The organism is Mesorhizobium sp. LSHC420B00, assembly GCF_000503055.1.
Classification (GTDB): domain Bacteria; phylum Pseudomonadota; class Alphaproteobacteria; order Rhizobiales; family Rhizobiaceae; genus Mesorhizobium.
Genome location: NZ_AYVY01000010.1, coordinates 114,133 through 135,048, shown reverse-complemented (window position 1 = coordinate 135,048; position 20,916 = coordinate 114,133). Strand labels below are relative to the sequence as shown.

General features: G+C 62.3%; 20 protein-coding genes and 1 riboswitch. Of the genes, 12 read left to right on the top strand and 8 right to left on the bottom strand.

The features are described from left to right. Nucleotides 1–84 precede the first annotated feature (84 nt). Nucleotides 85–495: a tellurite resistance TerB family protein gene (locus X760_RS56120; RefSeq protein WP_023719505.1), complete on the top strand. Its 411-nt coding sequence runs from the start codon at nucleotides 85–87 to the stop codon at nucleotides 493–495. Nucleotides 496–509: 14 nt separating this feature from the next. On the opposite strand, the gene X760_RS56115 is transcribed toward X760_RS56120, so the two are convergent. After that, the gene (locus X760_RS56115) at nucleotides 510–1,361 is read right to left on the bottom strand and encodes a transporter substrate-binding domain-containing protein (protein ID WP_023719504.1); all 852 of its coding nucleotides are present in this window, start codon (nucleotides 1,359–1,361) and stop codon (nucleotides 510–512) included. A 271-nt stretch (nucleotides 1,362–1,632) separates the two neighbouring features. Between X760_RS56115 and X760_RS56110 the strand changes: the two genes are divergently transcribed. From X760_RS56110 to X760_RS56100, 3 genes are all read left to right on the top strand, one after another. After that, on the top strand, nucleotides 1,633–2,364 hold the full coding sequence (locus X760_RS56110; protein WP_023719503.1) for a LuxR family transcriptional regulator: 732 nt from the start codon (nucleotides 1,633–1,635) through the stop codon (nucleotides 2,362–2,364). Between the two features lie 97 nt (nucleotides 2,365–2,461). Beyond that, complete coding sequence (locus X760_RS56105; protein WP_023719502.1) at nucleotides 2,462–3,100, top strand: acyl-homoserine-lactone synthase; 639 nt, start codon at nucleotides 2,462–2,464, stop codon at nucleotides 3,098–3,100. 14 nt (nucleotides 3,101–3,114) lie between these two features. After that, on the top strand, nucleotides 3,115–3,864 hold the full coding sequence (locus X760_RS56100) for an enoyl-CoA hydratase-related protein (protein ID WP_023719501.1): 750 nt from the start codon (nucleotides 3,115–3,117) through the stop codon (nucleotides 3,862–3,864). A gap of 24 nt (nucleotides 3,865–3,888) precedes the next feature. On the opposite strand, the gene ppk2 is transcribed toward X760_RS56100, so the two are convergent. After that, entirely contained in the window at nucleotides 3,889–4,791 is a 903-nt protein-coding gene (gene ppk2 / locus X760_RS56095) for a polyphosphate kinase 2 (protein ID WP_023719500.1), read from the bottom strand. Nucleotides 4,792–4,900: 109 nt separating this feature from the next. Here ppk2 and X760_RS56090 point away from each other — a divergent pair, with 109 nt between their 5' ends. From X760_RS56090 to X760_RS56080, 3 genes are all read left to right on the top strand, one after another. Beyond that, nucleotides 4,901–6,166 carry an ATP-binding protein gene (locus X760_RS56090; protein WP_023719499.1) on the top strand — a complete coding sequence of 422 codons (1,266 nt, stop codon included), beginning with the start codon at nucleotides 4,901–4,903 and terminating at the stop codon, nucleotides 6,164–6,166. A gap of 113 nt (nucleotides 6,167–6,279) precedes the next feature. Further along, complete coding sequence (gene phoU, locus X760_RS56085) at nucleotides 6,280–7,005, top strand: phosphate signaling complex protein PhoU (RefSeq protein WP_023719498.1); 726 nt, start codon at nucleotides 6,280–6,282, stop codon at nucleotides 7,003–7,005. 192 nt (nucleotides 7,006–7,197) lie between these two features. Next, entirely contained in the window at nucleotides 7,198–8,205 is a 1,008-nt protein-coding gene (locus X760_RS56080; RefSeq protein ID WP_023677347.1) for a magnesium and cobalt transport protein CorA, read from the top strand. A 69-nt stretch (nucleotides 8,206–8,274) separates the two neighbouring features. On the opposite strand, the gene X760_RS56075 is transcribed toward X760_RS56080, so the two are convergent. Beyond that, on the bottom strand, nucleotides 8,275–8,799 hold the full coding sequence (locus X760_RS56075) for a GcrA family cell cycle regulator (protein WP_023719497.1): 525 nt from the start codon (nucleotides 8,797–8,799) through the stop codon (nucleotides 8,275–8,277). Nucleotides 8,800–9,153: 354 nt separating this feature from the next. On the opposite strand from X760_RS56075, the gene X760_RS56070 reads away from it, so the two are divergent. The 3 genes from X760_RS56070 (at nucleotide 9,154) to X760_RS56060 (ending at nucleotide 12,407) form a co-directional block, all read left to right on the top strand. After that, entirely contained in the window at nucleotides 9,154–10,353 is a 1,200-nt protein-coding gene (locus X760_RS56070; protein ID WP_023719496.1) for an aspartate aminotransferase family protein, read from the top strand. A gap of 14 nt (nucleotides 10,354–10,367) precedes the next feature. After that, nucleotides 10,368–11,279: an ornithine carbamoyltransferase gene (gene argF, locus X760_RS56065; RefSeq protein ID WP_031194171.1), complete on the top strand. Its 912-nt coding sequence runs from the start codon at nucleotides 10,368–10,370 to the stop codon at nucleotides 11,277–11,279. A gap of 117 nt (nucleotides 11,280–11,396) precedes the next feature. Beyond that, nucleotides 11,397–12,407: an Hsp33 family molecular chaperone gene (locus tag X760_RS56060; RefSeq protein ID WP_023719494.1), complete on the top strand. Its 1,011-nt coding sequence runs from the start codon at nucleotides 11,397–11,399 to the stop codon at nucleotides 12,405–12,407. A 76-nt stretch (nucleotides 12,408–12,483) separates the two neighbouring features. On the opposite strand, the gene apaG is transcribed toward X760_RS56060, so the two are convergent. Then, on the bottom strand, nucleotides 12,484–12,876 hold the full coding sequence (gene apaG / locus X760_RS56055; RefSeq protein WP_023719493.1) for a Co2+/Mg2+ efflux protein ApaG: 393 nt from the start codon (nucleotides 12,874–12,876) through the stop codon (nucleotides 12,484–12,486). A 227-nt stretch (nucleotides 12,877–13,103) separates the two neighbouring features. On the opposite strand from apaG, the gene X760_RS56050 reads away from it, so the two are divergent. Beyond that, on the top strand, nucleotides 13,104–14,258 hold the full coding sequence (locus X760_RS56050; protein ID WP_023719492.1) for a ceramide glucosyltransferase: 1,155 nt from the start codon (nucleotides 13,104–13,106) through the stop codon (nucleotides 14,256–14,258). Between the two features lie 34 nt (nucleotides 14,259–14,292). Here the strand turns inward: X760_RS56050 and X760_RS56045 are convergent, their stop codons facing one another. After that, nucleotides 14,293–15,483, bottom strand: a complete 1,191-nt coding sequence (locus X760_RS56045) for an O-succinylhomoserine sulfhydrylase (protein WP_031194169.1) — start codon at nucleotides 15,481–15,483, stop codon at nucleotides 14,293–14,295. A 70-nt stretch (nucleotides 15,484–15,553) separates the two neighbouring features. Beyond that, nucleotides 15,554–15,631, bottom strand: a riboswitch (SAM riboswitch). Nucleotides 15,632–15,774: 143 nt separating this feature from the next. Here X760_RS56045 and X760_RS56040 point away from each other — a divergent pair. Beyond that, entirely contained in the window at nucleotides 15,775–16,869 is a 1,095-nt protein-coding gene (locus tag X760_RS56040; protein ID WP_023719490.1) for a 2'-deoxycytidine 5'-triphosphate deaminase, read from the top strand. 28 nt (nucleotides 16,870–16,897) lie between these two features. Here X760_RS56040 and araD1 read toward each other — a convergent pair whose 3' ends face one another. The 3 genes from araD1 to mmsA all read right to left on the bottom strand — a co-directional run bounded on the left by araD1 (nucleotide 16,898) and on the right by mmsA (nucleotide 20,895). Then, nucleotides 16,898–17,890 carry an AraD1 family protein gene (gene araD1 / locus X760_RS56035; protein WP_023719489.1) on the bottom strand — a complete coding sequence of 331 codons (993 nt, stop codon included), beginning with the start codon at nucleotides 17,888–17,890 and terminating at the stop codon, nucleotides 16,898–16,900. 183 nt (nucleotides 17,891–18,073) lie between these two features. After that, on the bottom strand, nucleotides 18,074–19,366 hold the full coding sequence (gene mmsB / locus X760_RS56030; RefSeq protein WP_023719488.1) for a multiple monosaccharide ABC transporter permease: 1,293 nt from the start codon (nucleotides 19,364–19,366) through the stop codon (nucleotides 18,074–18,076). Beyond that, nucleotides 19,363–20,895: a multiple monosaccharide ABC transporter ATP-binding protein gene (gene mmsA, locus X760_RS56025; protein WP_023719487.1), complete on the bottom strand. Its 1,533-nt coding sequence runs from the start codon at nucleotides 20,893–20,895 to the stop codon at nucleotides 19,363–19,365. Before mmsA ends, mmsB begins: the two co-directional genes overlap by 4 nt. Between the last annotated feature and the right edge of the window lie 21 nt (nucleotides 20,896–20,916).

The window sequence follows — 20,916 nt, the reverse complement described above, 5'->3', positions numbered from 1 at the left end:
CGGAGCGTCAACGATCGCGGCTCTTTTTCCTTGCGGCGCCGGTCCCTCGTTCCTAACTTCGGGACCCGTCTCAAGGAGTTGTAAATGCCATTGTCGCCACACGAAGCCATGATCTACCTGATGGTCATCACCTCGGCGTCAGACCGCGACATGACCGATGTCGAACTGGCGCGGATCGGCGACGTCGTTCGATCCTGGCCGGTGTTTGAGGATTTCAATCAGGAGCGGCTGGTCGAGGTCGCCCAGGCCTGCCAGAAAATGCTGCAAGAAAAGGACGGGCTGGAGGGCGTCCTGGCGCGCGTCGCCGAGGCGCTGCCCGACCGCCTGCGTGACACCGCCTATGCCGCTGCCTTCGAGGTCGCGGCCGTCGATCTCGAAATGCGACTGGAGGAGGTGCGCGTGCTGCAGCTCGTCCGCCGGGAACTCGACCTCGATGCGCTGACGGTCGCCGCCATCGCGCGTGCCGCCAAGGCCCGCCTTCGCACGCTGACCTGAGCCAGCAGCCAAGCTCAGAAAAAGCTGACCGGAAAATAGCGCAGATAGAACTCGGCGAACGTGCCTTTCACCGAAATTTCCTGCAGCGCATAGTCGAAAGCGGCGGCCAGGGCCGGATCGTCGGCCCTGGTGGCGATCGCCATGCCCGAGCCGAGATATTCGGGCGCCAGATAGGGGCCGCCGGCAAAGCGGCAGCAGCCCGCCGCATCCGAACCGCCGAGCCAGAACGCAAAACGCATGCCATCGCCGAAGGCGGCGTCGATCTTGCCGGCTTTCAGCTCGCCATAAAGCTCCTCCGGCTTTGCGAAGGGGACGATTTGGACGTCGCCGAAATAATCGCGCAACATCCGCTCATGCCCGGAGCCGGCGATCACGCCGACACGCTTGCTGCGCAGCTTGTCGAACATTGGTTCCGTCAGCGCCTGTGTCTTCGGCACGACGAAGCGTGCCGGAAATCGCAGGTAGGAGCGTGAAAACGCGTATTTCGACCGCGATTCCGGCGTGGCGGCGATTCCGGCAATGATCGCTTCGCCTTCGCCTTTCCGCAGCGCGCCTTCGAGCTCGGCCCAGGGCAGCGCCTGGATCTGGCATTTTTCGGCAATGCCGAGCTCGGCGCAGATGGCGCGCGCCAGGTCCACATGGAAGCCGGACAGTCGGCCTGCCCCGTCGAGAAAGTTGAAGGGCGGGAAATCGGTGGTGGTCAGGAATCGCAGCCGCGGCAGCATCGAAAGGTCCGGCTTTGGCAGCCGCACCTTGGCGTCCCAAAACACCGGCACCTGCGGCTCCGCAGCGCGCGCAGCACCCGCAAGCGATTGCACTCCGATCAGCATCGAGATCAATGAAATGGATATGCACCGAAACGCCACGCGACGACTCCGTCCAGTCTTGCCCCGGCTTTCGTACGAAATAACACAGGTTCTTGTACGAAAATAACTCAGGCACAACGGTTTTTGGTTTCATCATGGCAATTTAGGGATATTGTTTAGTGAGTTTGCAAGTGACTGTATGATGCCGGCTCAAGAGGAGCGGTGGGGCATACAGAGGGAGCAGCTTTGCAGTCCGGGGTTGATGGCGTAGTGCGGGTTGATCACTGCCATTGGTCTCAAGTGCGGAAGGCAACATGGGGTAGATGTTGCGATGGGTCATTTCGATCGTACCCTGGAGTTGATAGATCAGTTGCAGCACGCCGGCACAGCGGCCGCCGTCTGCGAAAAGCTGCTGGGGGTAACAAGCGGGTTCGGGCTGACGGCGCTGATGGCCGGGACGGTTCCGCAACCTGGAACGCCGAGAAATCAGCAAAAGAATCATGTGCTGCTTTGCGACTGGCCGGCTGAATGGCTTGAGCGCTACGTCGCGCGCAACTACGTCGATCACGATCCCGTCGTCAGCCACATGAAGCAGCTTCAGGCGCCGTTCCAGTGGCGGGAAGCGTCTCAGGGCATCCGCATCGGCAAGAGCGGCGGCGAGGTGATGGGCGACGCCGGTGAATTCAAGCTGCGCGACGGGTTGGCCTTCCCGCTGATCACGCTCGATGGCCAGATCGTCATGGTGTCGCTGGGCGGCGAGGCTGTCGAATTGTCGGGCGCCGAGTTCGGGTTGGTCTCGTTGGTCTCGACTTATGCGATTGGCCGCGCCATGCAGCTCCACACCATGGCGGGCAAAACCATCGACCATGTCGAATTGACGCCGCGTGAGCGCGAATGCCTGCAATGGGCCGCCGTTGGCAAGTCCGAATGGGAGATTTCCCAAATTCTCGGCATTTCGGAACACACGTCAGAGAAACACCTTCTTAACGCCAAAAGCAAACTCGGTGCCGTCAACCGGGTCCAAGCCGTCGCGGAAGCGATAAGGCGCGGCTATATTAACTAGGTCGGCCGCGCCGGCCTAGAAATTCTTGCCTACGTGATCGCGTAATTTTCTCGGGGGAGCACGGCCGTATTTTCCTATTGAACCTAGGAGACGGCAAATGCTTTTTTCCCTCACCACCCAGGAATTGATGGAACGCCCAGGCCTTTGGGAGGCAGTTCATCGCTTGCGTTACAAGATTTTCGTCGAGGAGATGGGATGGACCGATCTGCAGCGCCCCGATGGCCTCGAGATCGATCAATTCGACCACGACGAGGCAGTGCACCAGATCGTCATCCGCAATGGCGAGCTCGCCGGTTACCAGCGTATGTTGCCGACGACCCGGGCACATCTTCTAACCGATGTGCTGGCGGACCTTTATGAGGGAACCCCACCGTCGGGGCCGAATGTCTATGAACTGACCCGCTATGCGGTTGCGCCGGGATTCCGCGACGGCCGGCGCGGCGTGTCGACGGTGGGCACCGAACTGATCGCCGGCTTCGTCGAGTGGGGTCTGAAGCGCAACGTCAACCAGGTGATCATCGAATTCGAGCCGATGTGGGTGCTTCGCGCGCTGCAACTGCATTTCCTGGCAACGCCGCTCGGCTATCAGCGGACCTATGGCAACCAGCAGGTCGTTGCCACACTGCTCACCTTCAACGAGCACACGCTCGACGTGGTGCGATCGCGCCGCAATCACTTTGCGCCGGTGCTGGCCAGAGGGTACCCGGACATGCTCGGACAGAGACGCGCCTCGTAAGATTGGAGAGGGCCATGAACGTTCACTCAAAAACAGAATTCCGCAATCACACGCTGATCGTCACCGTATCGTCGGGTGACGGCCGCCCGGTGCTGGACAGGCGGGCCTACGAAAGCCTGGCCAGGACATTCCATGAAGCCGCTGTCGATGACGACGTCCGCGTCGTGGTCCTGCGCGGCCTGGCCGGGTGCTTTTGCCTCGGTGCCGATTTCTCCGAATTTCTCGATGCCACCAAACATCGGCGATTGATCGCCGCCGTCACCGATATGTTCCGCACGCTGGCGACGTTCCCGAAACCGGTGCTTGCCTGTGTCGACGGCGACGCCGTCGGCGTCGGCTGCACCATCCTGTTCCACTGCGACATGGTGATCGCCTCGAGCAAGAGCACGTTCCGGGTGCCGTTCGTCGATTTCGGCCTGGTGCCGGACGCGGCGACCAGCATCCTGGCGCCGCAGAAGCTCGGCTATGCCGGTGCGTTCCGCTTCTTCTGCCTCGGCGACACGCTCGCCGCCGAAGATGCCAGGCAGCTCGGCCTTGTCGGCGAGATCGTGACGGACGTCAGTGTCGAGGAAGCCACGTTGGCCAGAGCCAGGCAGCTCGCCAAGAAGCCAGTCGCGGCACTGCTGCAGACGCGCGACCTGCTTAGGGGGGACACCGGCGCGCTCTGCGACCGCATCGACCAGGAGATCTCGCTTTTCCAGCAGGCGTTGCAGGACGACACCACGCTGAAGCGGCTGCAGCGGATTGCCCGGATGGCGGCATGAGAGCCGTTAATCGATGAGGTGAGCTTATTTTTCGAGGAAAGTCGGCCCTTCGCCGATGATCTTCTTGTCCTCCTTGCCGATGACGTCGAGGTCACGGCCGTCATAGGGAAGTGACAGGAGAATGCGCTGCATGACCGCCAGCCGTGCGCGCCGTTTGTCGTTCGCCCGCACAATGATCCAGGGCGCGAACTCCTTGTGCGTGCGTTCGACCATCAGGTCGCGCGCCTTGGTGTAGTCGTCCCATTTGGTGATGCCGGCGATGTCGATCGGCGAAAACTTCCAGCTCTTCAGCGGGCTCCAGCGACGGTCATGGAATCGCTCAAGCTGCGTTTCCCTGCCGATGTTCAGCCAGAATTTGAAGAAATAGATGCCCTCGTTGCGGATCATCCGCTCGAAATGCGGAACCTCGTCCAGAAATTGCTCGTGCTGCGCGGGCGTGCAGAATCCCATCACCGGTTCAACGCCGGCGCGGTTGTACCAGGAGCGGTCAAAGGTGACGAATTCGCCCGACGTCGGGAAGTGGTCGACGTAGCGCTGGAAGTACCATTGTCCAAGCTCAGTGGCTGTTGGCTTGGTCAGCGCCACGTTGCGCGCCGTCCGAGGGTTCAGATACTGGCGCAAAACGAAGATCGTGCCGCCCTTGCCGGCGGCGTCGCGTCCCTCGAACAGCGACATCACCCGCTTGCCCGTCGACTGTAGCCACGCCTGCGCCTTGACCAGCTCGATCTGCAGCTGCTCGAGCCTCTCGTCATACCCCTCGCTCTTCATCTTCTTGTCGTAGGGATAGCCGCCGGCGGTCAGCTTGCGGTCCTCGACCCAGTCCGGAAGAGTGGGGGCCTCGATGTCGAACTCCCGCTCCTTGCCGTCGATCATGATCTTCAACGGCCCCGACGAACCTGTAGCGGGGCCTTCCTTGGCGTTTTTCATCGAGACGAACCTTTCCAGCTTCCGGACTCATGCTATTGGGAGCCTCCATGCCGGTCCAGCAGGAAGTTCTTGAGGTGGCCGCAGACGGAGCGCAGGCGACGGAGCGCAAATGGCCGACATCGGCACAGAGCGGAAAGGCAGGGCGCAAGCCGTCGCCATGCGGCTGTGGAACAGCCGCTGGCTGCTGGCGGCCGGCTTCGTTGCAGTTCTGATGGTCTATGGTTTTGCCGGCATATCCGGCTATGTGGTGCTGCTGGCAGGCGCCGTGCTGGTTGCCGCTGCGATGCTGCCGGCCGGCGTCGCGCATCAATCGACCGAAAATGCCGCGGCCATCGAGGCGAGCGGCCTGCAACGGCTTTCCGGCGAATATCTCGCGGCGGCGGTTGCCGATCCGCTGATCATTTTCGATCGCTCCGCCGCCGTCGTCCATGCCAACGCCGCCGCCTTTGCAGCCTTTGGTGGGATTGCCCCCGGCGTATCGCTGTCGCTGAAATTCCGCGCGCCGGAAATGCAGGCCTTGCTGGATAATATCTTGTCGGGCAACGTCGCTTCGGACAGCGTCGACTACATCGAGAAGCTGCCGGTCGAACGAGCTTATCGGGTGAGCGCGTCTTCTGTCGGCCACGCCACGGATCTCTACGTGCTGGTGTTCAAGGACCAGAGCGAGGCGCGCCGGATCGACAGAATGCGCGCCGACTTCATTGCCAATGCCAGCCACGAGTTGCGCACGCCTCTCGCCTCGATCGCTGGCTTCATCGAGACGCTGCGCGGGCCGGCCCGCAACGACCCCGCGGCACGCGAGCAGTTCCTGCAGATCATGCAGAACCAGACCAGCCGCATGGCGCGCCTCATCGACGACCTTCTGTCGCTGTCACGCCTGGAGATGAAGCCCTATCTCAAGCCGGGAACCGAGGTCGATCTGCGCCAGGCCATCGACAGCGTCATCGATTCGCTTGGGCCGCTGGCCAAGGAAAACGGCGTCGTCATCGAGCGGGATTTCGCGCAAGGGCCGCTCGACGTGCCCGGCGATCGCGACGAGCTTTTCCAGGTTTTTGAAAACCTGCTAGAAAACGCCTGCAAATACGGTCAGTCCGGTGGACGCGTCGTGGTGTCGATTACGCGCGGCGACAGCGATCCCGAGCCGGGCATCGACGTCACCATCAGGGATTTCGGCCCCGGCATCCCCGAAGAACATATCCCGCGCATCACCGAGCGCTTCTACCGCGTCGATGTCGAGAACAGCCGGACCCAAAAGGGCACCGGCCTTGGCCTGTCCATCGTCAAGCATATCCTAACCCGCCACAACGCCAGACTCTCCATCAGGTCGGAGGTCGGCAAGGGCGCGGCGTTCACGGTCCATTTGCCGGCTCGCTGACGCCGTACTATCTACCACATGATGGGCCGTTTCTTTTTTCTGTCATCCGGCTAGCGTATCAGCGGGGATTCGAGCGAACGACTCAACCAGAAGATCCGGGAAGGCATTCGTCCATGCAGTCCGTGCACATCGTCAGCGCCTATGACGAGGAGCTGAAATATCTGTCGAAGCGCATCGCGGCGATGGGCGGGCATGCCGAGCGCATGGTCGAGCAGGCAGTAGCGGCGCTGGTCAATGCGAATCCGGGGCTCGCCCAGAAAGTCATTCGAGACGACCTGGTTCTGGATGAGGGGCAGCGTGAGATCGACGACAAGGCGATCATCATCATCGCCAAGCGCCAGCCGATGGCGACGGATCTGCGCGAGATCGTCGGCGCGATCCGCATCTCGGCGGACCTCGAACGGGTGGGCGACCTCGGCAAGAACATCGCCAAGCGGGTGGTTGCCGTCGCCGACGGGCGCCAGCCGAACAGCCTGTTCCGCGGCCTCGAGGCTTTGGCCAATCTGGCACTGACCCAGCTCAAGGAAGTGCTCGACGTCTACGCGTCGCGGTCGGTGGAGAAAATCGGTTTCGTGCGCGACCGCGACGACCAGATCGATGCCATGTACACCTCGCTGTTTCGCGAGTTGTTGACCTACATGATGGAAGACCCACGCAACATCACGCCCTGCACGCATCTCCTGTTTTGCGCCAAGAACATCGAGCGCATCGGCGACCACGCCACCAACATCGCCGAGACGATCTACTATATCGTCACCGGCGATCAGATGCCGGCCGATCGCCCGAAGGGCGACAAGACGGATAAGATAATTCTTCCCGCAACGCTGCCTGCGAAGTGAGTTCTCGAAACAAAACGTGGTGGCCGCTAGAGTTGCCACTTGGTGGAGTGGCTCTCAAATCCGAAAAGCAGCTCCCCTGCTGCTCGACACTAATGCGAATTTCGGATTCGCCACCTGAGAGCAAATTGCGCTAAGCTTTCGACGCGCCGACTTCTCAGTTCCGCGATGAAAGCCTGCCTTCAGGAGGCTGGGATGGAATATGTCCGCGAGTTTGCTCCCGCGCCGCCGATGTCGGGCATAATCGCTTGCGGCGTCTATACGGCTGGGCGGCGCATCGCCGACATACCGATCGAGGAAGCCGGCGAATGGGCCGGGAAGCCGGGCCATGTCGTCTGGATCGGACTGCTGGAGCCCGACCGCAATTTATTGCTGCGCGTCCAGGCGCAATTCCATCTGCACGAGTTGGCGATCGAGGACGCCGAGCATCCGCACCAACGGCCGAAGATCGAGCAATATGGTGATGCCCTGTTCATCGTTGCCCGCACGGCGCAGCTGATCGACAGCCGTGTCACCTTCGGCGAGACGCATCTGTTCGTCGGCGCTGGCTACATTGTCAGCGTCAGGCATGGCCCGTCGACCTCCTACGCCGCCGTTCGCCAGCACTGGGAAAGCTGTCCGCATTCCCTCGCCAAGGGCGAGGATTTCGTCCTCTACGCCATTCTCGATTTCATCGTCGACAACTACATGCCGGTGCTCGAGCAGATCGAAAACGAGGTCGAGGCGATCGAGGACAAGGTTCTGCTGAAGCCGATGACCGGCTCCGACATCGAGCGGCTTTACATGCTGCGCCGCGATCTCTTGCGCCTGCGTAATGCGGCCCTGCCGCTGGTGGAGGTCTGCCGGCGGCTGACCAGCGCCGATCTGCCGCAAATCCATACAGCCATGCACCCGCTGTTTCGCGACGTCACCGACCACATCCGCACGGTCCAGGAAAAGATCGACAGCCTGCGTGAGGTTCTCGCCTTCGCCTTCGAGGCGAGCCTTCTGGTCGGCCAGAGTCAGGAGACGGCGATCTCCAAGAAGCTTGCCTCATGGGCCGCCATCTTGGCCGTGCCGACAGCATTCGCCGGCATCTACGGCATGAATTTCAGCGACATGCCGGAACTGAGGATGGAATATGGCTACCCGGCCGTACTGGCGGCAATCGCCCTGATCTGCACGTTTCTTTACTGGCGGTTTCGCAAGAATGGGTGGCTTTGAAGAGAGGTGAATAGTGAATAGGGCTAAATGGGAGCCTTGCTTCTTACGCCAGGCTCAAGCCGCCACCATTCACCTGCTCCGCCGCCGCTCCGACGCCGGCTGGAACGCCACCCGGGCGTGGTACTTGCAGTAGGGTCCGGTTTCGGCGGCGTCGTTGCCGCAGAAATGGAAGTCTTCCGAAAGCGGATCGCCATTCGGCCACTTGCAGGTGCGCTCGTTCAGCTCGACGAGTTGCAGATGCCGGGAGATCGGCACGACGACGTTTTCGACCGGGCGGATATAGTGGCGCGACACCGGTTCGGCATCGAACTGCGCCTTGAGCGCGGTCGCACCGATCGACATCGACGTGGTGGCATGGCGCGTGGCGCTTGCTGCCCGCGACACCGATTTCTGGATCGTCGATCCCTGTACCGTCTTCTTCTGGCGTGCCGGTGATGCGGTTGTGCGTCCGCGGCCGGACAGTTTCAGCCGGTGCACTTTGCCGATGACCGCATTGCGGCTGACCCCACCAAGCTGTGCGGCGATCTGGCTGGCGCTGAGACCCTCCGACCACAATTTTCTGAGAAGTTCGACTCGCTCGTCAGTCCAGTTCATGAGACCGCGCTCCTGCTGAAAAGTGCGGCAATCGGAATCCATTCCCGACCCGGCTTCTGCCGGGCAGACACCACATATATCGGGTGATTAGGTCCGCCGCACGAAATCTAGTTATTTCTCTACTACAATTACCTTATGCGCTGACTCGGTGACAAGAGTCCCAAGGCCAACACGAATCGGTTTTTTCGGTTTTCCCCAACTTGCCCGGTCGCTTATGAGCCGGCATTGTGCTGGGGGGCTTGCCGCACGTCCTTGCGCGACCTTTTCGTTGACTTCACGGCCGAAAAACACGATAAGCCACAAGGGCCGCCGCTTTGGCGGCTTTTTGATTTTCCGGTTCCGGAGACGCATATAATGAGCGGTTCGGCGCTTTTCGAGACCTTTGTTCGCGCACCCCTGGCTTTCGACCACGGTGAAGGCACCTGGCTGGTCACCGACAAGGGCGAGCGATATCTCGATTTCGCAGGCGGCATCGCCGTGAATTCATTGGGCTACAGCCATCCGCATCTGGTCGCGGCCCTCACTGAACAGGCCGCCAAGCTCTGGCACGTCTCCAATCTGTACGAGATTCCGGGACAGAGCCGGCTCGGCGAGCGGCTGGCCGACGCCAGCTTCGCCGACAAGGTGTTCTTCACCAATTCCGGCGCAGAGGCGCTTGAATGCGCCATCAAGACGGCGCGGCGCTATCACTTCGTCAAGGGCCATCCCGAGCGCTTCCGCACCATCAGCTTCGAAGGCGCCTTCCATGGCCGCACCCTGGCGACCATCGCCGCCGGCGGCCAGTACAAATATCTGGAAGGTTTCGGCCCCAAGGTCGACGGCTTCGACCAAGTCGGCTTCGACGACATCGACGCCGCCGAAAAGGCGATCACGCCTGAAACCGCGGCGATCCTGATCGAGCCGGTGCAAGGTGAGGGCGGCATCAGGCAAGTGCCGTCGCAATCGCTGAAGCGGCTCAGGCAGCTCTGCGATCAGCACGGACTGCTCTTGATTTTCGACGAGGTCCAATGCGGCGTCGGCCGCACCGGAAAGCTGTTCGCGCATGAGTGGGCGGGTGTCACACCCGACCTCATGGCGGTGGCCAAGGGCATCGGCGGCGGCTTCCCGATGGGCGCCTGCCTCGCCACCGACGAGGCAGCGGCCGGCATGACCGCCGGCGTGCACGGCACCACCTTCGGCGGCAATCCGCTGGCCATGGCGGTCGGCAACGCCGTGCTCGACGTGGTGCTGGAAGACGGCTTTCTCGATGACGTCCGGCGCAAGGCGCTGCTCTTGAAACAGGGGCTGGCCGGTGTCGCCGACGAATTTCCGGACGTTATCGAAAGCATCAGGGGCACCGGCCTGATGCTCGGCCTTAAATGCGCGATGCCCAACACCAAGGTTACGGTGGCACTGCGCGACCAGCATCTCTTGACGGTTCCGGCCGGCGACAACGTTATCCGTCTGTTGCCGCCTCTCACCGTCACCGATGCCGAGATCCACGAGGGGCTCGAGCGCATTCGTGCCGGCGCCAAGAGCCTGGCGGATGCCATCGTCGCTGCCGCCGCGAAGTAATCCTGGAATTCCTGATGTCCCTTCGCCACTTCACCGATCTATCCGCCGTTTCCGAAGGCGATCTGCGCTTCATGCTCGACGACGCAGCTGTGCGAAAGGCGAGGCTCAAGGCCGGCGAACGCACCAAGCCGCTCGAAGGCAAGGTGCTGGCGATGATCTTCGACAAGCCCTCGACGCGCACGCGCGTGTCGTTCGACGTCGGCATGCGGCAGTTGGGTGGCGAGACGATCATGCTGACTGGCACCGAGATGCAACTTGGCCGTTCCGAGACTATTGCAGACACGGCCAAGGTGCTGTCGCGCTATGTCGATGCCATCATGATCCGCACCACCTCGCATGACCGGCTGCTGGAACTGACGGAAAACGCTACGGTGCCCGTCATCAACGGGCTGACCGACGAAACCCATCCCTGCCAGTTGATGGCCGACATCATGACCTTCGAAGAGCACCGCGGTCCGGTGGCCGGCAAGACGATCGCCTGGACCGGCGACGGCAATAATGTCCTGCATTCTTTACTGGAGGCCTCTGCGCGGTTCCGCTTCAAGCTGAACGTCGCCGTGCCCGAAGGCAGCGAACCGGCTCAGAGGCATGTCGACTGGTCGAAGGCCAATGGCGGCAAGCTGAAATTCACTCGTTCGCCCGAGGAGGCCGTTCACGAGGCCGACTGCATCGTCACCGACTGCTGGGTCTCGATGGGTCAGGAGCACCGTGCGCGCGGCCACAATGTCTTCTTGCCCTATCAGGTCAACGCGGCCCTGATGGCGAAAGCCAAGCCGGACGCGCTGTTCATGCACTGTCTGCCGGCGCATCGCGGTGAGGAGGTTACCGACGAGGTCATCGATGGGCCGCATTCGGTGGTGTTCGACGAGGCCGAGAACCGGCTCCACGCCCAGAAGGCGGTTTTGGCCTGGTGCCTGGGCGCTTGATCCGGGCCGCCTTGATCCGGGAGTTCGTGGTGCCTATCTCAGGCGCATCACGCAAATCGAGCGCGTCTCGTCGCATGCGCCCCGGAGGGCGGCATCGCCGCGCCCCGGAGCTTTGTCATGTTGGAAACTCGTCAATTGGCTGAACATCAACCCAAGCTCGGCGAGTTCGGCTACGCCGGCGACGACCATGTCGTGCCGTTTGAGGTCGGCCCGCTCGACGTGCGCGGCCGTACCGTCCAGCTCGGGCCGATGCTCGACGCTATTCTCAGCCGCCACGAGTATCCCGAGCCGGTGGCACGACTACTGGCCGAAGCCTGTGTGCTGACCGTCCTGCTCGGAACTTCGTTGAAGTTCGAGGGCAAGTTCATTCTGCAGACCCGCACCGACGGGCCGGTCGATATGCTGGTCGCGGATTTCTCCACGCCGCACGCGCTGCGCGCCTATGCCCGCTTCGATGCCGACCGGCTGGAGGCTTTGACGGCTGCCGGCGAGACGTCGCCGCAGACGCTGCTCGGCAGCGGCGTCCTGGCGCTGACAATCGACCAGGGCGCCCACACGCAACGCTACCAGGGCATCGTCCAGCTCGACGGCGTCACGCTGGAAGAAGCCGCACGCACCTATTTCCGCCAATCGGAGCAGATTCCGACCGACCTACGGCTTTCGGTGGCCAAGCTTCTGACGCCCGGCGTCGGCGGTGCCCGCGAGCAATGGCGCGCCGGTGGCCTGCTGGCACAATTCCTGCCGCAGTCGCCGGAACGCATGCGCGTACCCGACCTTCCCGGGGGCGACGGCGATCCGCGTGAGGAAATCCACGACCCGACCGACAATTCCTGGCAGGAACTGCTGGCGCTGCTTGGTACTATTGAACCGACCGAGCTGATCGATCCGACTATCGGCGCCGAGCGGCTGCTTTACCGGCTGTTCCACGAGCATGGTGTCCGCGTCTTCGGCGGCGTGCCGGTCGCCGACCAGTGCTCATGCTCGAGGGAGAAGATCCGCGGCATCCTCGAGGGTTTTTCCGCCGAGGAGATCAGAGACAGCACCGAGGATGGTAGCATTCACGTCGCCTGCGAATTCTGCTCGAAGCAATATGACTTCGACCCGGCGGAATTTGCAGCGGCTCAATAACGAGCGTCAGTGCGGCTGCCTTCGCAGAACTTGGGTTCCTCGCCCCGCAAGGCGGGAAGAGGAATCAAAGTGAACGTCAATTGACGGTGCGCCGCGTGCCTGGCAAATCGAGTGAGAAGGCGGGGATGGCGACGTCGAAGGTCTCGCCCCGCTTGTTGCGCATTGTGTAGTGCCCGACCATGATGCCGGACGGGGTCGAGAGCGGGCATCCAGACGTATACTGATAGCTGTCGCCGGGGTTGAGTCCGGGTTGCTCGCCGACGACCCCGGGGCCGCGCACTTCCTCGACCTTGCCGGTGCCGTCGGTAATGTGCCAGTAGCGCGACAGAAGCTGCACGAACTCGTCCGACCGATTGTCGATGGTCACCTGGTAGCCCCAGACATAGCGGTTTTGCGGCGGGTCGGAATGATCCTCCAGATAGAACGGCCTGACCTGCACTTCGATGTTGCGGGTGACGGCGCTGTACATGAACTGCTCCAAAGCAATGTAGACGGAACTTTCGACGCTCAGCGCAGTTTGATCAACGATGCGCGTCATCTCCTTGCCCGACTCAAGCGCAGGTGCCGAAAAACAATGTCATTTAAGTGACACATGACAATGATGGTGTGCAGGCTTGTGCCGGGCGACTCGGTGTTCTGTCGAATTGTTGAAAACGGCCGTCATGCGGCCAGCATTTCTGGAGTGACCAGATCTCGATGGAACCGACATTCGCAGCCGCCCTCTTTTCCATAGCTCTCCTTCTTTCAAATCTCGCCAGCATCCTGTTAGCTTCGCTGAAGCTGAAGCGAGCAGCTAGGATCGCATCGCCGGCCGCCACCGTGCCACCGGTATCGATCGTCGTCCCGGCGCGCGGCGTCGAGCCGTTTACCGAGGAGACGCTGGAGCGCGCCTTCTCACTCGACTGGCCGCGCTACGAACTCATCTTCTGCGTCGCCCATGCCGACGACCCCGTGGTCAAGTCGATCACCACTGCAATGGCGCGTTTTCCGGCTATACGCGCCCGGCTGCTCGTCGGCGACGACCGCATCAGCGGCAATCCGAAACTCAACAATTGCGTGAAGGGTTGGGAACCGGCGCTTTATCGCTGGGTCATCCTTGCCGATTCCAACGTGCTTATGCCGAGCGATTATGTCCAGCAGCTGATGGCGGCATGGCGGCCCGACACCGGCCTCGTCTGCTCGACGCCGATCGGCTCGCGGCCTGAAGGGTTTTGGGGGGAGGTCGAATGCGCCTTTCTCAACACACTGCAGGCACGCTGGCAGTACGCTGGAGAGGCGCTCGGCCTTGGCTTCGCCCAGGGCAAGAGCATGTTGTGGAACAAGCCGATGCTTGACGCCAATGGCGGCATCCGCGCACTGGCCGCCGAGATCGCCGAGGACGCCGCCGCGACCAAGCTGGTCAACCGGCTCGGACTTCGCGTCAATCTTGTCGCTTCGCCCTTCGAACAGCCGCTCGGCCGGCGCACGCTTGGCGAGATCTGGTCTCGGCAGGCGCGTTGGGCGCGGCTGCGCCGCGTCACCTTCGCGCTGTTCTTCGCCCCCGAGATCCTGATCGGCGCGGCGCCGCCGCTGCTGCTTGCGCTGATCGCGGCGGCTGACGCCGGCGTCAGCCTGCCGGCAACCGCCATCGCCGTGCTGGTCGCGGCCTACCTGCCGGAATGTGCCTTGGCCTGGGTCAAAGGATGGCACCTGTCGCTGCGCACCATCCTGGCGATGATGGTTCGCGACTGCATGCTGCCGGCGATATGGGCGCGCGGCTGGCTGAGCGGCGCCGTCGACTGGCGCGGCAACGTTATGACCATCCAGACCAAGGCCGTCGCGGAGCTGGAAGAGACCCCGTCCGGCGCCTGATCGGCGCCCCCCGCTCACCTCTGTTCGGTCAGCCCTATCCGGCGGCTCTCAGCGCTTGCTCGATATCTTCGAGCAGATCGTCGGTATCTTCCAGGCCGACGGAAAGCCTGAGCGTGCCCGGCCCGATGCCGAGCTCGGCGCGGGCCTCATCGGTCAAGTTCTTGTGTGTGGTCGTCGCCGGATGGGTGATCAGGCTCTTGGCGTCGCCGAGATTGTTGGAAATCAGCACGATGTCGAGCGCGTTCTGGAAAGCAAAGGCCGCCTGCTTGCCGCCCTTCACATCCAGGCAGATCAGCGTTGAGCCGCCCGACATCTGCTTCTTGACCACGGCCGCTTGCGGGTGGTCGGCACGGCCGGGATAGATGACACGGGCGATTTGCGGGCGCTCGGCGAGGAAATCCGCTATGCGGCCGGCACTTTCCGTCTGCTGGCGGACGCGTAGCGGCAGCGTCTCCAGGCCTTTCAGCAGGGTCCAGGCATTGAAGGGCGAGAGGCTGGGGCCGGTGTGGCGGAAATAGTCATGCAGGTTCTCGTCGATCCATTTTTTGTCCGACAAGATAACGCCTCCAAGGCAGCGCCCTTGGCCGTCAATATGCTTCGTTGCCGAATAGACGACGATGTGGGCGCCGAGCTGCAAGGGTTTTTGCTGCAAGGGCGTGGCGAAGACATTGTCAACGATCAGCCTGGCGCCGATCGAGTTGGCAAGTGCCGCGACGGCGGCGATGTCTACCACCTCCAGCGTCGGATTGGTCGGGCTTTCCAGGAAGAACAGTTTGGTGTTCGGCTTGACCGCCTGTTCCCAGTTGGCGACGTCGGTGCCGTCGACCAGCGTTGCCCCGATGCCGTATTTCGGCGCCAGCGTCTCGACCACCCAGCGGCAGGAGCCGAACAGTGCGCGCGCCGCCACGATATGGTCGCCCGCCCTGGCGCTGCACAGCAGCGCTGCCGTCACCGCCGCCATGCCGGACGCCGTAGCGCGCGCGTCCTCGGCGCCTTCCAGCGCGCACATACGCTTTTCGAACATGTCGACCGTCGGATTGGCATAGCGCGAATAGATGAAGCCCGGCTCCTCCCCCTTGAAGCGGGCTTCCGCCGCTTGCGCCGTCTCGTAGACATAGCCTTGGGTGAGATACATCGCCTCGGAGGTCTCGCCGAAGCCGGAACGCAGCGTCCCGGCATGCACGAGTGCGGTCTGAGGCTTCCAGTCGCGCTTCTTGGTCATCATTCTATCCAAACACCAAAAATGGTCCAAACAACAAAAAACCGGTCGCGAAAGTCGCAACCGGTCCATATGGCCTTGCGGCCCGACGGTCCTTTAGCGACTTGTTTAACGTGGCTGCAAGCCGACCGGCCAAATCACCACGGGATAACGAGCTTTAGACCCGCACCACGCTTGCGTCAATTGCCGGCATGATTAAGACGGTTGTACCAAGCAGGTGCCAAAGGCGTCCACGGTTTGTGGCAAGGACCTGTGACGAAACAAGACCTCGCCCGGTGTTCGAACGGAGCCAGACCCTTGCGGCAGACAGGCATTCTTCCCGATCGGGATATTTCCGCGCTGTTCCAGACGGGCGCGCTGAAATCGCCGCGCGCGCTCGATGCCGACCAGATCCAGCCGGCCAGCCTTGACCTCAGGCTCGGCGACAAGGCCTGGCGCGTGCGTGCTTCCTTCTTGCCCGGCCCCGACCACAGAGTTGTCGACAAGCTCGACCGGCTGAAGTTGCACGAGATCAACCTCGCCGAAGGTGCCGTGCTCGAAACCGGCTGCGTCTACATCGTGCCACTGCTCGAAAGCCTGGCGCTGCCCGCGCATATTTCGGCTTCGGCCAACCCGAAGAGCTCGACCGGGCGGCTCGACATCTTCACTCGGGTAATGACCGACCGCGGCCACGAGTTCGACAAGATCGCCGCCGGCTATGAAGGCCCGCTCTATCTGGAGGTCAGCCCGCGCACCTTCCCGATCGTCGTGCGCACCGGCTCGCGGCTGTCGCAGATCAGGTTCCGCACCGGCAATGCGCTTTTGTCGGAAAGCGAACTGCACGACCTGCATCGCGCCGAGATGCTGGTCGCCACCGAGCCGCCCAACATCTCAGGCGGCGGCATCGCGTTGTCGATCGACCTCGACGGTGACAAGGACGGGCTGGTCGGCTATCGCGGCAAGCACCACACCGGCCTGGTCGACGTCGACAAGCGCGCCGCGCAGGATGTCGTCCATTTCTGGGAGCCGCTCTACAAGAGCGGTGCCGGCGAGCTGGTGCTCGATCCGGACGAATTCTATATCCTGGTGTCACGCGAGGCGGTGCATGTGCCGCCGCTCTACGCCGCCGAAATGACGCCCTTCGATCCGTTGGTCGGCGAGTTTCGCGTCCATTATGCCGGTTTCTTCGACCCCGGTTTCGGCCATTCGGCGTCGGGCGGCACCGGCAGCCGGGCGGTGCTCGAGGTGCGTAGCCACGAAGTGCCGTTCATTCTCGACCATGGCCAGATCGTCGGGCGGCTGGTCTACGAGCACATGCTGAAACGGCCGCAGGCACTCTACGGCACCGATCTCGGCTCCAACTATCAGGCGCAGGGCCTAAAACTGTCCAAGCATTTCCGCGCGGCGCGCTGAGCTTCCCCTTACTTGCGGCTATGCCGGCTCAAAGCGCCTTCACCGCCACCTTCACCGGCTGCTCGATTTCGAGCGGGTTGCGCAGCGGCAGGCCGAAATCCTGCGCCTCGATTTCGAACACGTCGCCGGCCTCCGTCCTGATGCCGTCGGCGAAGGACAGCGTCGCCGTGCCGAACATGTGCACATGCACGTCGCCCGGCTGGCGGAAGGCCGAGTATTTGAAGTGGTGATGCTCGAGATTGCCAATGGTGTGCGACATGTTCGCCTCGCCCGACAGGAACGGCTTTTCCCAAAGCAGCTTGCCGTGGCGCAGGATGCGTGAAGCGCCGCGAATGTCGGACGGCAGGTCGCCGATCAGGATCTCCGGCCCGAACGAGGCGTTGCGCAGTTTCGAATGGGCGAGGAAGAGATAATTCACGCGCTCGGTGACGTGGTCGGAAAACTCGTTCGACAGCGTGAAGCCGACGCGGAACGGGGCGCCGTCGTCGCCGATCACATAGATTCCGGCGATTTCCGGCTCCTCGCCGGCATCCTGGGCGAAGGCGGGCGACATGAGCGCCGCGCCGGGCGCCACTGCCATGGTACCGTTGCCCTTGTAGAACCATTCGGGCTGCACGCCGATCTGGCCCTTCGCCGGCTTGCCGCCCTCCAGCCCCATGCGGAACATCTTCATGGAATCGGTCAGCTGTTCCTCGCCGCCATCGCTGAGCTTCTTGTGCATGGAATCGCGGGTCGCGGCGGAGCCGAGATGCGTCAGCCCGGTGCCGGTGAGATGGAGATGCGCCGGATCGGGATGGTTGATCGGCGACAGCAGCCGTCCCTTCTTGTAGGCTGCGTCGAGATCGACGGTTTCGCCGAAGCCCTTGCGCTCGATCAGGGCGACAAGCCCGGTGCCGGTGCGCGCGGCTTCCATCGCCAGCGAATAGACGCTGCGAGCGCCGTTGATGACGCGGGTCTTGCCGCCGTTGCGGGCAACGACGCGGATCGTCTCGGCGTCGTCGAGGATCTGTGAGATCAGCATGGTAACCCTCTCTGAATTGCGGCCTGCCTTCTTGGCAAACCCTGCCCGGCGCGGCTCGGACCCTGTCCACGCCGCGGTTGAAATTCTTCGTCCGGATTGCGCTCGCGGGTCAGGTCCCTCGGGGGACTTCTTCGCGCCGCCCGGCAGCGCCGCGATGTGACCTGTATGCCTCCTGGTTGCCTCTCAAGCCTTGTTCTTGTTGTAGACGTCGAAGACGACGGCGCCGAGCAGCACCAGGCCTTTGACCACCTGCTGCCAATCGACATTGACGCCCATGATCGACATGCCGTTGTTCATGACGCCCATGATGAAACCGCCGACCACCGCGCCGATGACCTGGCCGACGCCGCCCATCGCCGAAGCGCCACCAATGAACACCGCGGCGATGACGTCGAGTTCGCTGCCGAGGCCCGCCGCAGGCACCGCCTGCCCCAGGCGCGCCGCGATAATCAGGCCGCCGAGTGCCGACAGCACGCCCATGTTGATGAACACCATCAACGTCAGCCGTTCGGTCTTGATGCCCGATAGCTGGGCTGCCTTGGCATTGCCGCCCATCGCATAGATGCGGCGTCCGATCGTCATGCGTTTGGTAACGAAGACGAACAACGCTATCAGCACGCCCATCACCATGAGAACGATGGGCAGGCCCCTATAGGTGGCGAATTGGTAGACCAGAAACAGTGCCAGCCCGCTGATCACCAGGGTCTTGACGACGAACAGCGAGAAAGGCTCGGCTTCGTAGCCATGCCGCTCGCGGGTGCGCCGCGCCCTGAGCCCGAAATAGGCATAGGCGAGCACGGCGGCGAGGCCGATCACGATAGTCGTCAGGTGCAGCGTCAGGCCGCTGCCGACAATGGTTTTGCCGGCGGCGTTCACGGTCGGTGGTATCAGCGTCAATGGGCCGATCAGGTCCGGAATGAAGCCGGAACTCAGCGCCTTGAAGCCGACTGGAAGCGGCCCCACGGAAGACCCGCCACCCAGCAGCGCCTGACAGATGCCGCGGAAGATCAGCATGCCCGCCAACGTGACGATAAAGCTCGGTATTCGGTGATAGGCAATCCAGTAGCCTTGTGCCGCGCCGATCGCGCCACCCACGATCAGGCAGATGATCGACACCACCAGCGGATTGCTCAATGGGCCAAGCGGCCAGATAACCATCATCATCGCCGCCAGTGCGCCGATGAAGCCGGCGACTGAGCCGACGCTGAGATCGATATGGCCCGAAACGATCACCAGAAGCATGCCCAGCGCCATCACGATGATGAAGCTGTTCTGCTGCACGAGATTGCTGAGGTTCACCGGCTTGAACAGCGTTCCGGACGTGGTGAACTGGAAGAACACCATGATTGCGATCAACGCCAGCACCAACCCGTATTCGCGCAGATTGGTGACCAGCGCCGAGACGGCAATGCGAGGTGCCTGTTGTATATCCTGGGCGACGCCGGTTTGCGGCCCGGGAGCGCTTTCGGTGCTCATGATGCTTTCCCTTCTCCACGGACGATGGCGCGCATGATCTTTTCCTGGCTGGCGTCGCTCGCCGCCATTTCGCCGACGATGCGTCCTTCGTTCATGACGTAGATGCGGTCGGTGATGCCGAGCAGTTCGGGCATTTCCGACGAGATGACGATGATTGCCTTACCCTCGGAGGCGAGACGCGCGATGATCGTATAGATTTCATATTTGGCGCCGACATCGATACCGCGTGTCGGCTCGTCGAGGATCAGCACTTCCGGATTGGCGAACAGCCATTTCGACAGCACCACCTTCTGCTGATTGCCGCCAGAAAGGTTGCCGGTCATCTGGTAGACGCTTGAGGCGCGGATATTGGTCCTGCCGCGATAATCGTTGGCGACGGAAAGCTCGCGCAAATCGTCGATAACGCCATGGCGCGAGACGCCGGGCAGGTTGGCCAGCGTGATGTTATGCTTGATATGGTCGATCAAGTTGAGACCGTAGGTCTTGCGGTCCTCCGTAACATAGGCGATGCCGTGTTCCACCGCCTTGCTCACCGAAGAGACATCGATCGGCTTGCCGTTAAGGAACACCTCGCCCGTGATGCGACGGCCATAGGACCGGCCGAACAGGCTCATGGCAAACTCGGTCCGGCCGGCGCCCATCAGCCCGGCAATGCCGACCACCTCGCCCTTGCGGGCGTTGAGGTTGATGCCCTTGATGACCTGCCGCTCGGCATGGATGGGATGGTAGACCGACCAGTTTTTCACTTCGAGAACGGTCTCACCGATCTTCGGCTCTCGCGGCGGGTAGCGGTCGTCGAGCGAACGGCCGACCATCGAGGTGATGATGCGGTCCTCCGAGATGTCCTTCTTGGCCAACGTCTCGATGGTCCGGCCGTCACGGATGATCGTGACCTTGTCGGCGACCCGGTTCACCTCGTTGAGCTTGTGGGAGATCAGGATCGAAGTGATGCCCTGCCGCTTGAATTCGAGCAGCAGATCGAGCAGCGCCTGGCTGTCCTTTTCGGACAGGCTCGCCGTCGGCTCGTCCAGAATGAGCAGCTTCACTTCTTTGCTGAGCGCCTTGGCGATCTCGACCAGCTGCTGCTTGCCGACGCCGATATTGGTGATCAGCGTGTTGGGGTCTTCCTTGAGGCCGACCTTCTTGAGCAGGGCGCTGGTGCGCGTCTCGTTGGCATTCCAGTCGATGACGCCGTATTTGGCCTGCTCGTTGCCGAGAAATATGTTTTCGGCGATAGACAGCATCGGCACCAGCGCAAGCTCCTGGTGGATGATGACGATGCCCTTGCGCTCGCTGTCATGGATGCCTTTGAAATGGCACTCATCGCCGCGATAGATGATCTGGCCGTCATAGGTGCCGGACGGATACACACCCGACAGCACCTTCATCAGCGTCGACTTGCCGGCGCCGTTCTCGCCGACCACGGCATGGATCTCGCCTTCCTCGACCATGAGCTTGACGTTCGACAGCGCCTTGACGCCGGGAAACGTCTTGGTGATGTCGCGCATCTCCAAAATCGTCGATGCCATTGAGAATACCACTCCTGCGAG

Excerpts from the sequence above, each read along its gene's own strand:
- X760_RS56120 (WP_023719505.1), top strand. The coding sequence starts at position 85 with ATGCCATTGTCGCCACACGAAGCCATGATCTACCTGATGGTCATCACC.
- X760_RS56110 (WP_023719503.1), top strand. The coding sequence starts at position 1,633 with ATGGGTCATTTCGATCGTACCCTGGAGTTGATAGATCAGTTGCAGCAC.
- X760_RS56105 (WP_023719502.1), top strand. The coding sequence starts at position 2,462 with ATGCTTTTTTCCCTCACCACCCAGGAATTGATGGAACGCCCAGGCCTT.
- X760_RS56100 (WP_023719501.1), top strand. The coding sequence starts at position 3,115 with ATGAACGTTCACTCAAAAACAGAATTCCGCAATCACACGCTGATCGTC.
- ppk2 (WP_023719500.1), bottom strand. The coding sequence starts at position 4,791 with ATGAAAAACGCCAAGGAAGGCCCCGCTACAGGTTCGTCGGGGCCGTTG.
- X760_RS56090 (WP_023719499.1), top strand. The coding sequence starts at position 4,901 with ATGGCCGACATCGGCACAGAGCGGAAAGGCAGGGCGCAAGCCGTCGCC.
- phoU (WP_023719498.1), top strand. The coding sequence starts at position 6,280 with ATGCAGTCCGTGCACATCGTCAGCGCCTATGACGAGGAGCTGAAATAT.
- X760_RS56080 (WP_023677347.1), top strand. The coding sequence starts at position 7,198 with ATGGAATATGTCCGCGAGTTTGCTCCCGCGCCGCCGATGTCGGGCATA.
- X760_RS56075 (WP_023719497.1), bottom strand. The coding sequence starts at position 8,799 with ATGAACTGGACTGACGAGCGAGTCGAACTTCTCAGAAAATTGTGGTCG.
- X760_RS56070 (WP_023719496.1), top strand. The coding sequence starts at position 9,154 with ATGAGCGGTTCGGCGCTTTTCGAGACCTTTGTTCGCGCACCCCTGGCT.
- argF (WP_031194171.1), top strand. The coding sequence starts at position 10,368 with ATGTCCCTTCGCCACTTCACCGATCTATCCGCCGTTTCCGAAGGCGAT.
- X760_RS56060 (WP_023719494.1), top strand. The coding sequence starts at position 11,397 with ATGTTGGAAACTCGTCAATTGGCTGAACATCAACCCAAGCTCGGCGAG.
- apaG (WP_023719493.1), bottom strand. The coding sequence starts at position 12,876 with ATGTACAGCGCCGTCACCCGCAACATCGAAGTGCAGGTCAGGCCGTTC.
- X760_RS56050 (WP_023719492.1), top strand. The coding sequence starts at position 13,104 with ATGGAACCGACATTCGCAGCCGCCCTCTTTTCCATAGCTCTCCTTCTT.
- X760_RS56045 (WP_031194169.1), bottom strand. The coding sequence starts at position 15,483 with ATGATGACCAAGAAGCGCGACTGGAAGCCTCAGACCGCACTCGTGCAT.
- araD1 (WP_023719489.1), bottom strand. The coding sequence starts at position 17,890 with ATGCTGATCTCACAGATCCTCGACGACGCCGAGACGATCCGCGTCGTT.
- mmsB (WP_023719488.1), bottom strand. The coding sequence starts at position 19,366 with ATGAGCACCGAAAGCGCTCCCGGGCCGCAAACCGGCGTCGCCCAGGAT.
- mmsA (WP_023719487.1), bottom strand. The coding sequence starts at position 20,895 with ATGGCATCGACGATTTTGGAGATGCGCGACATCACCAAGACGTTTCCC.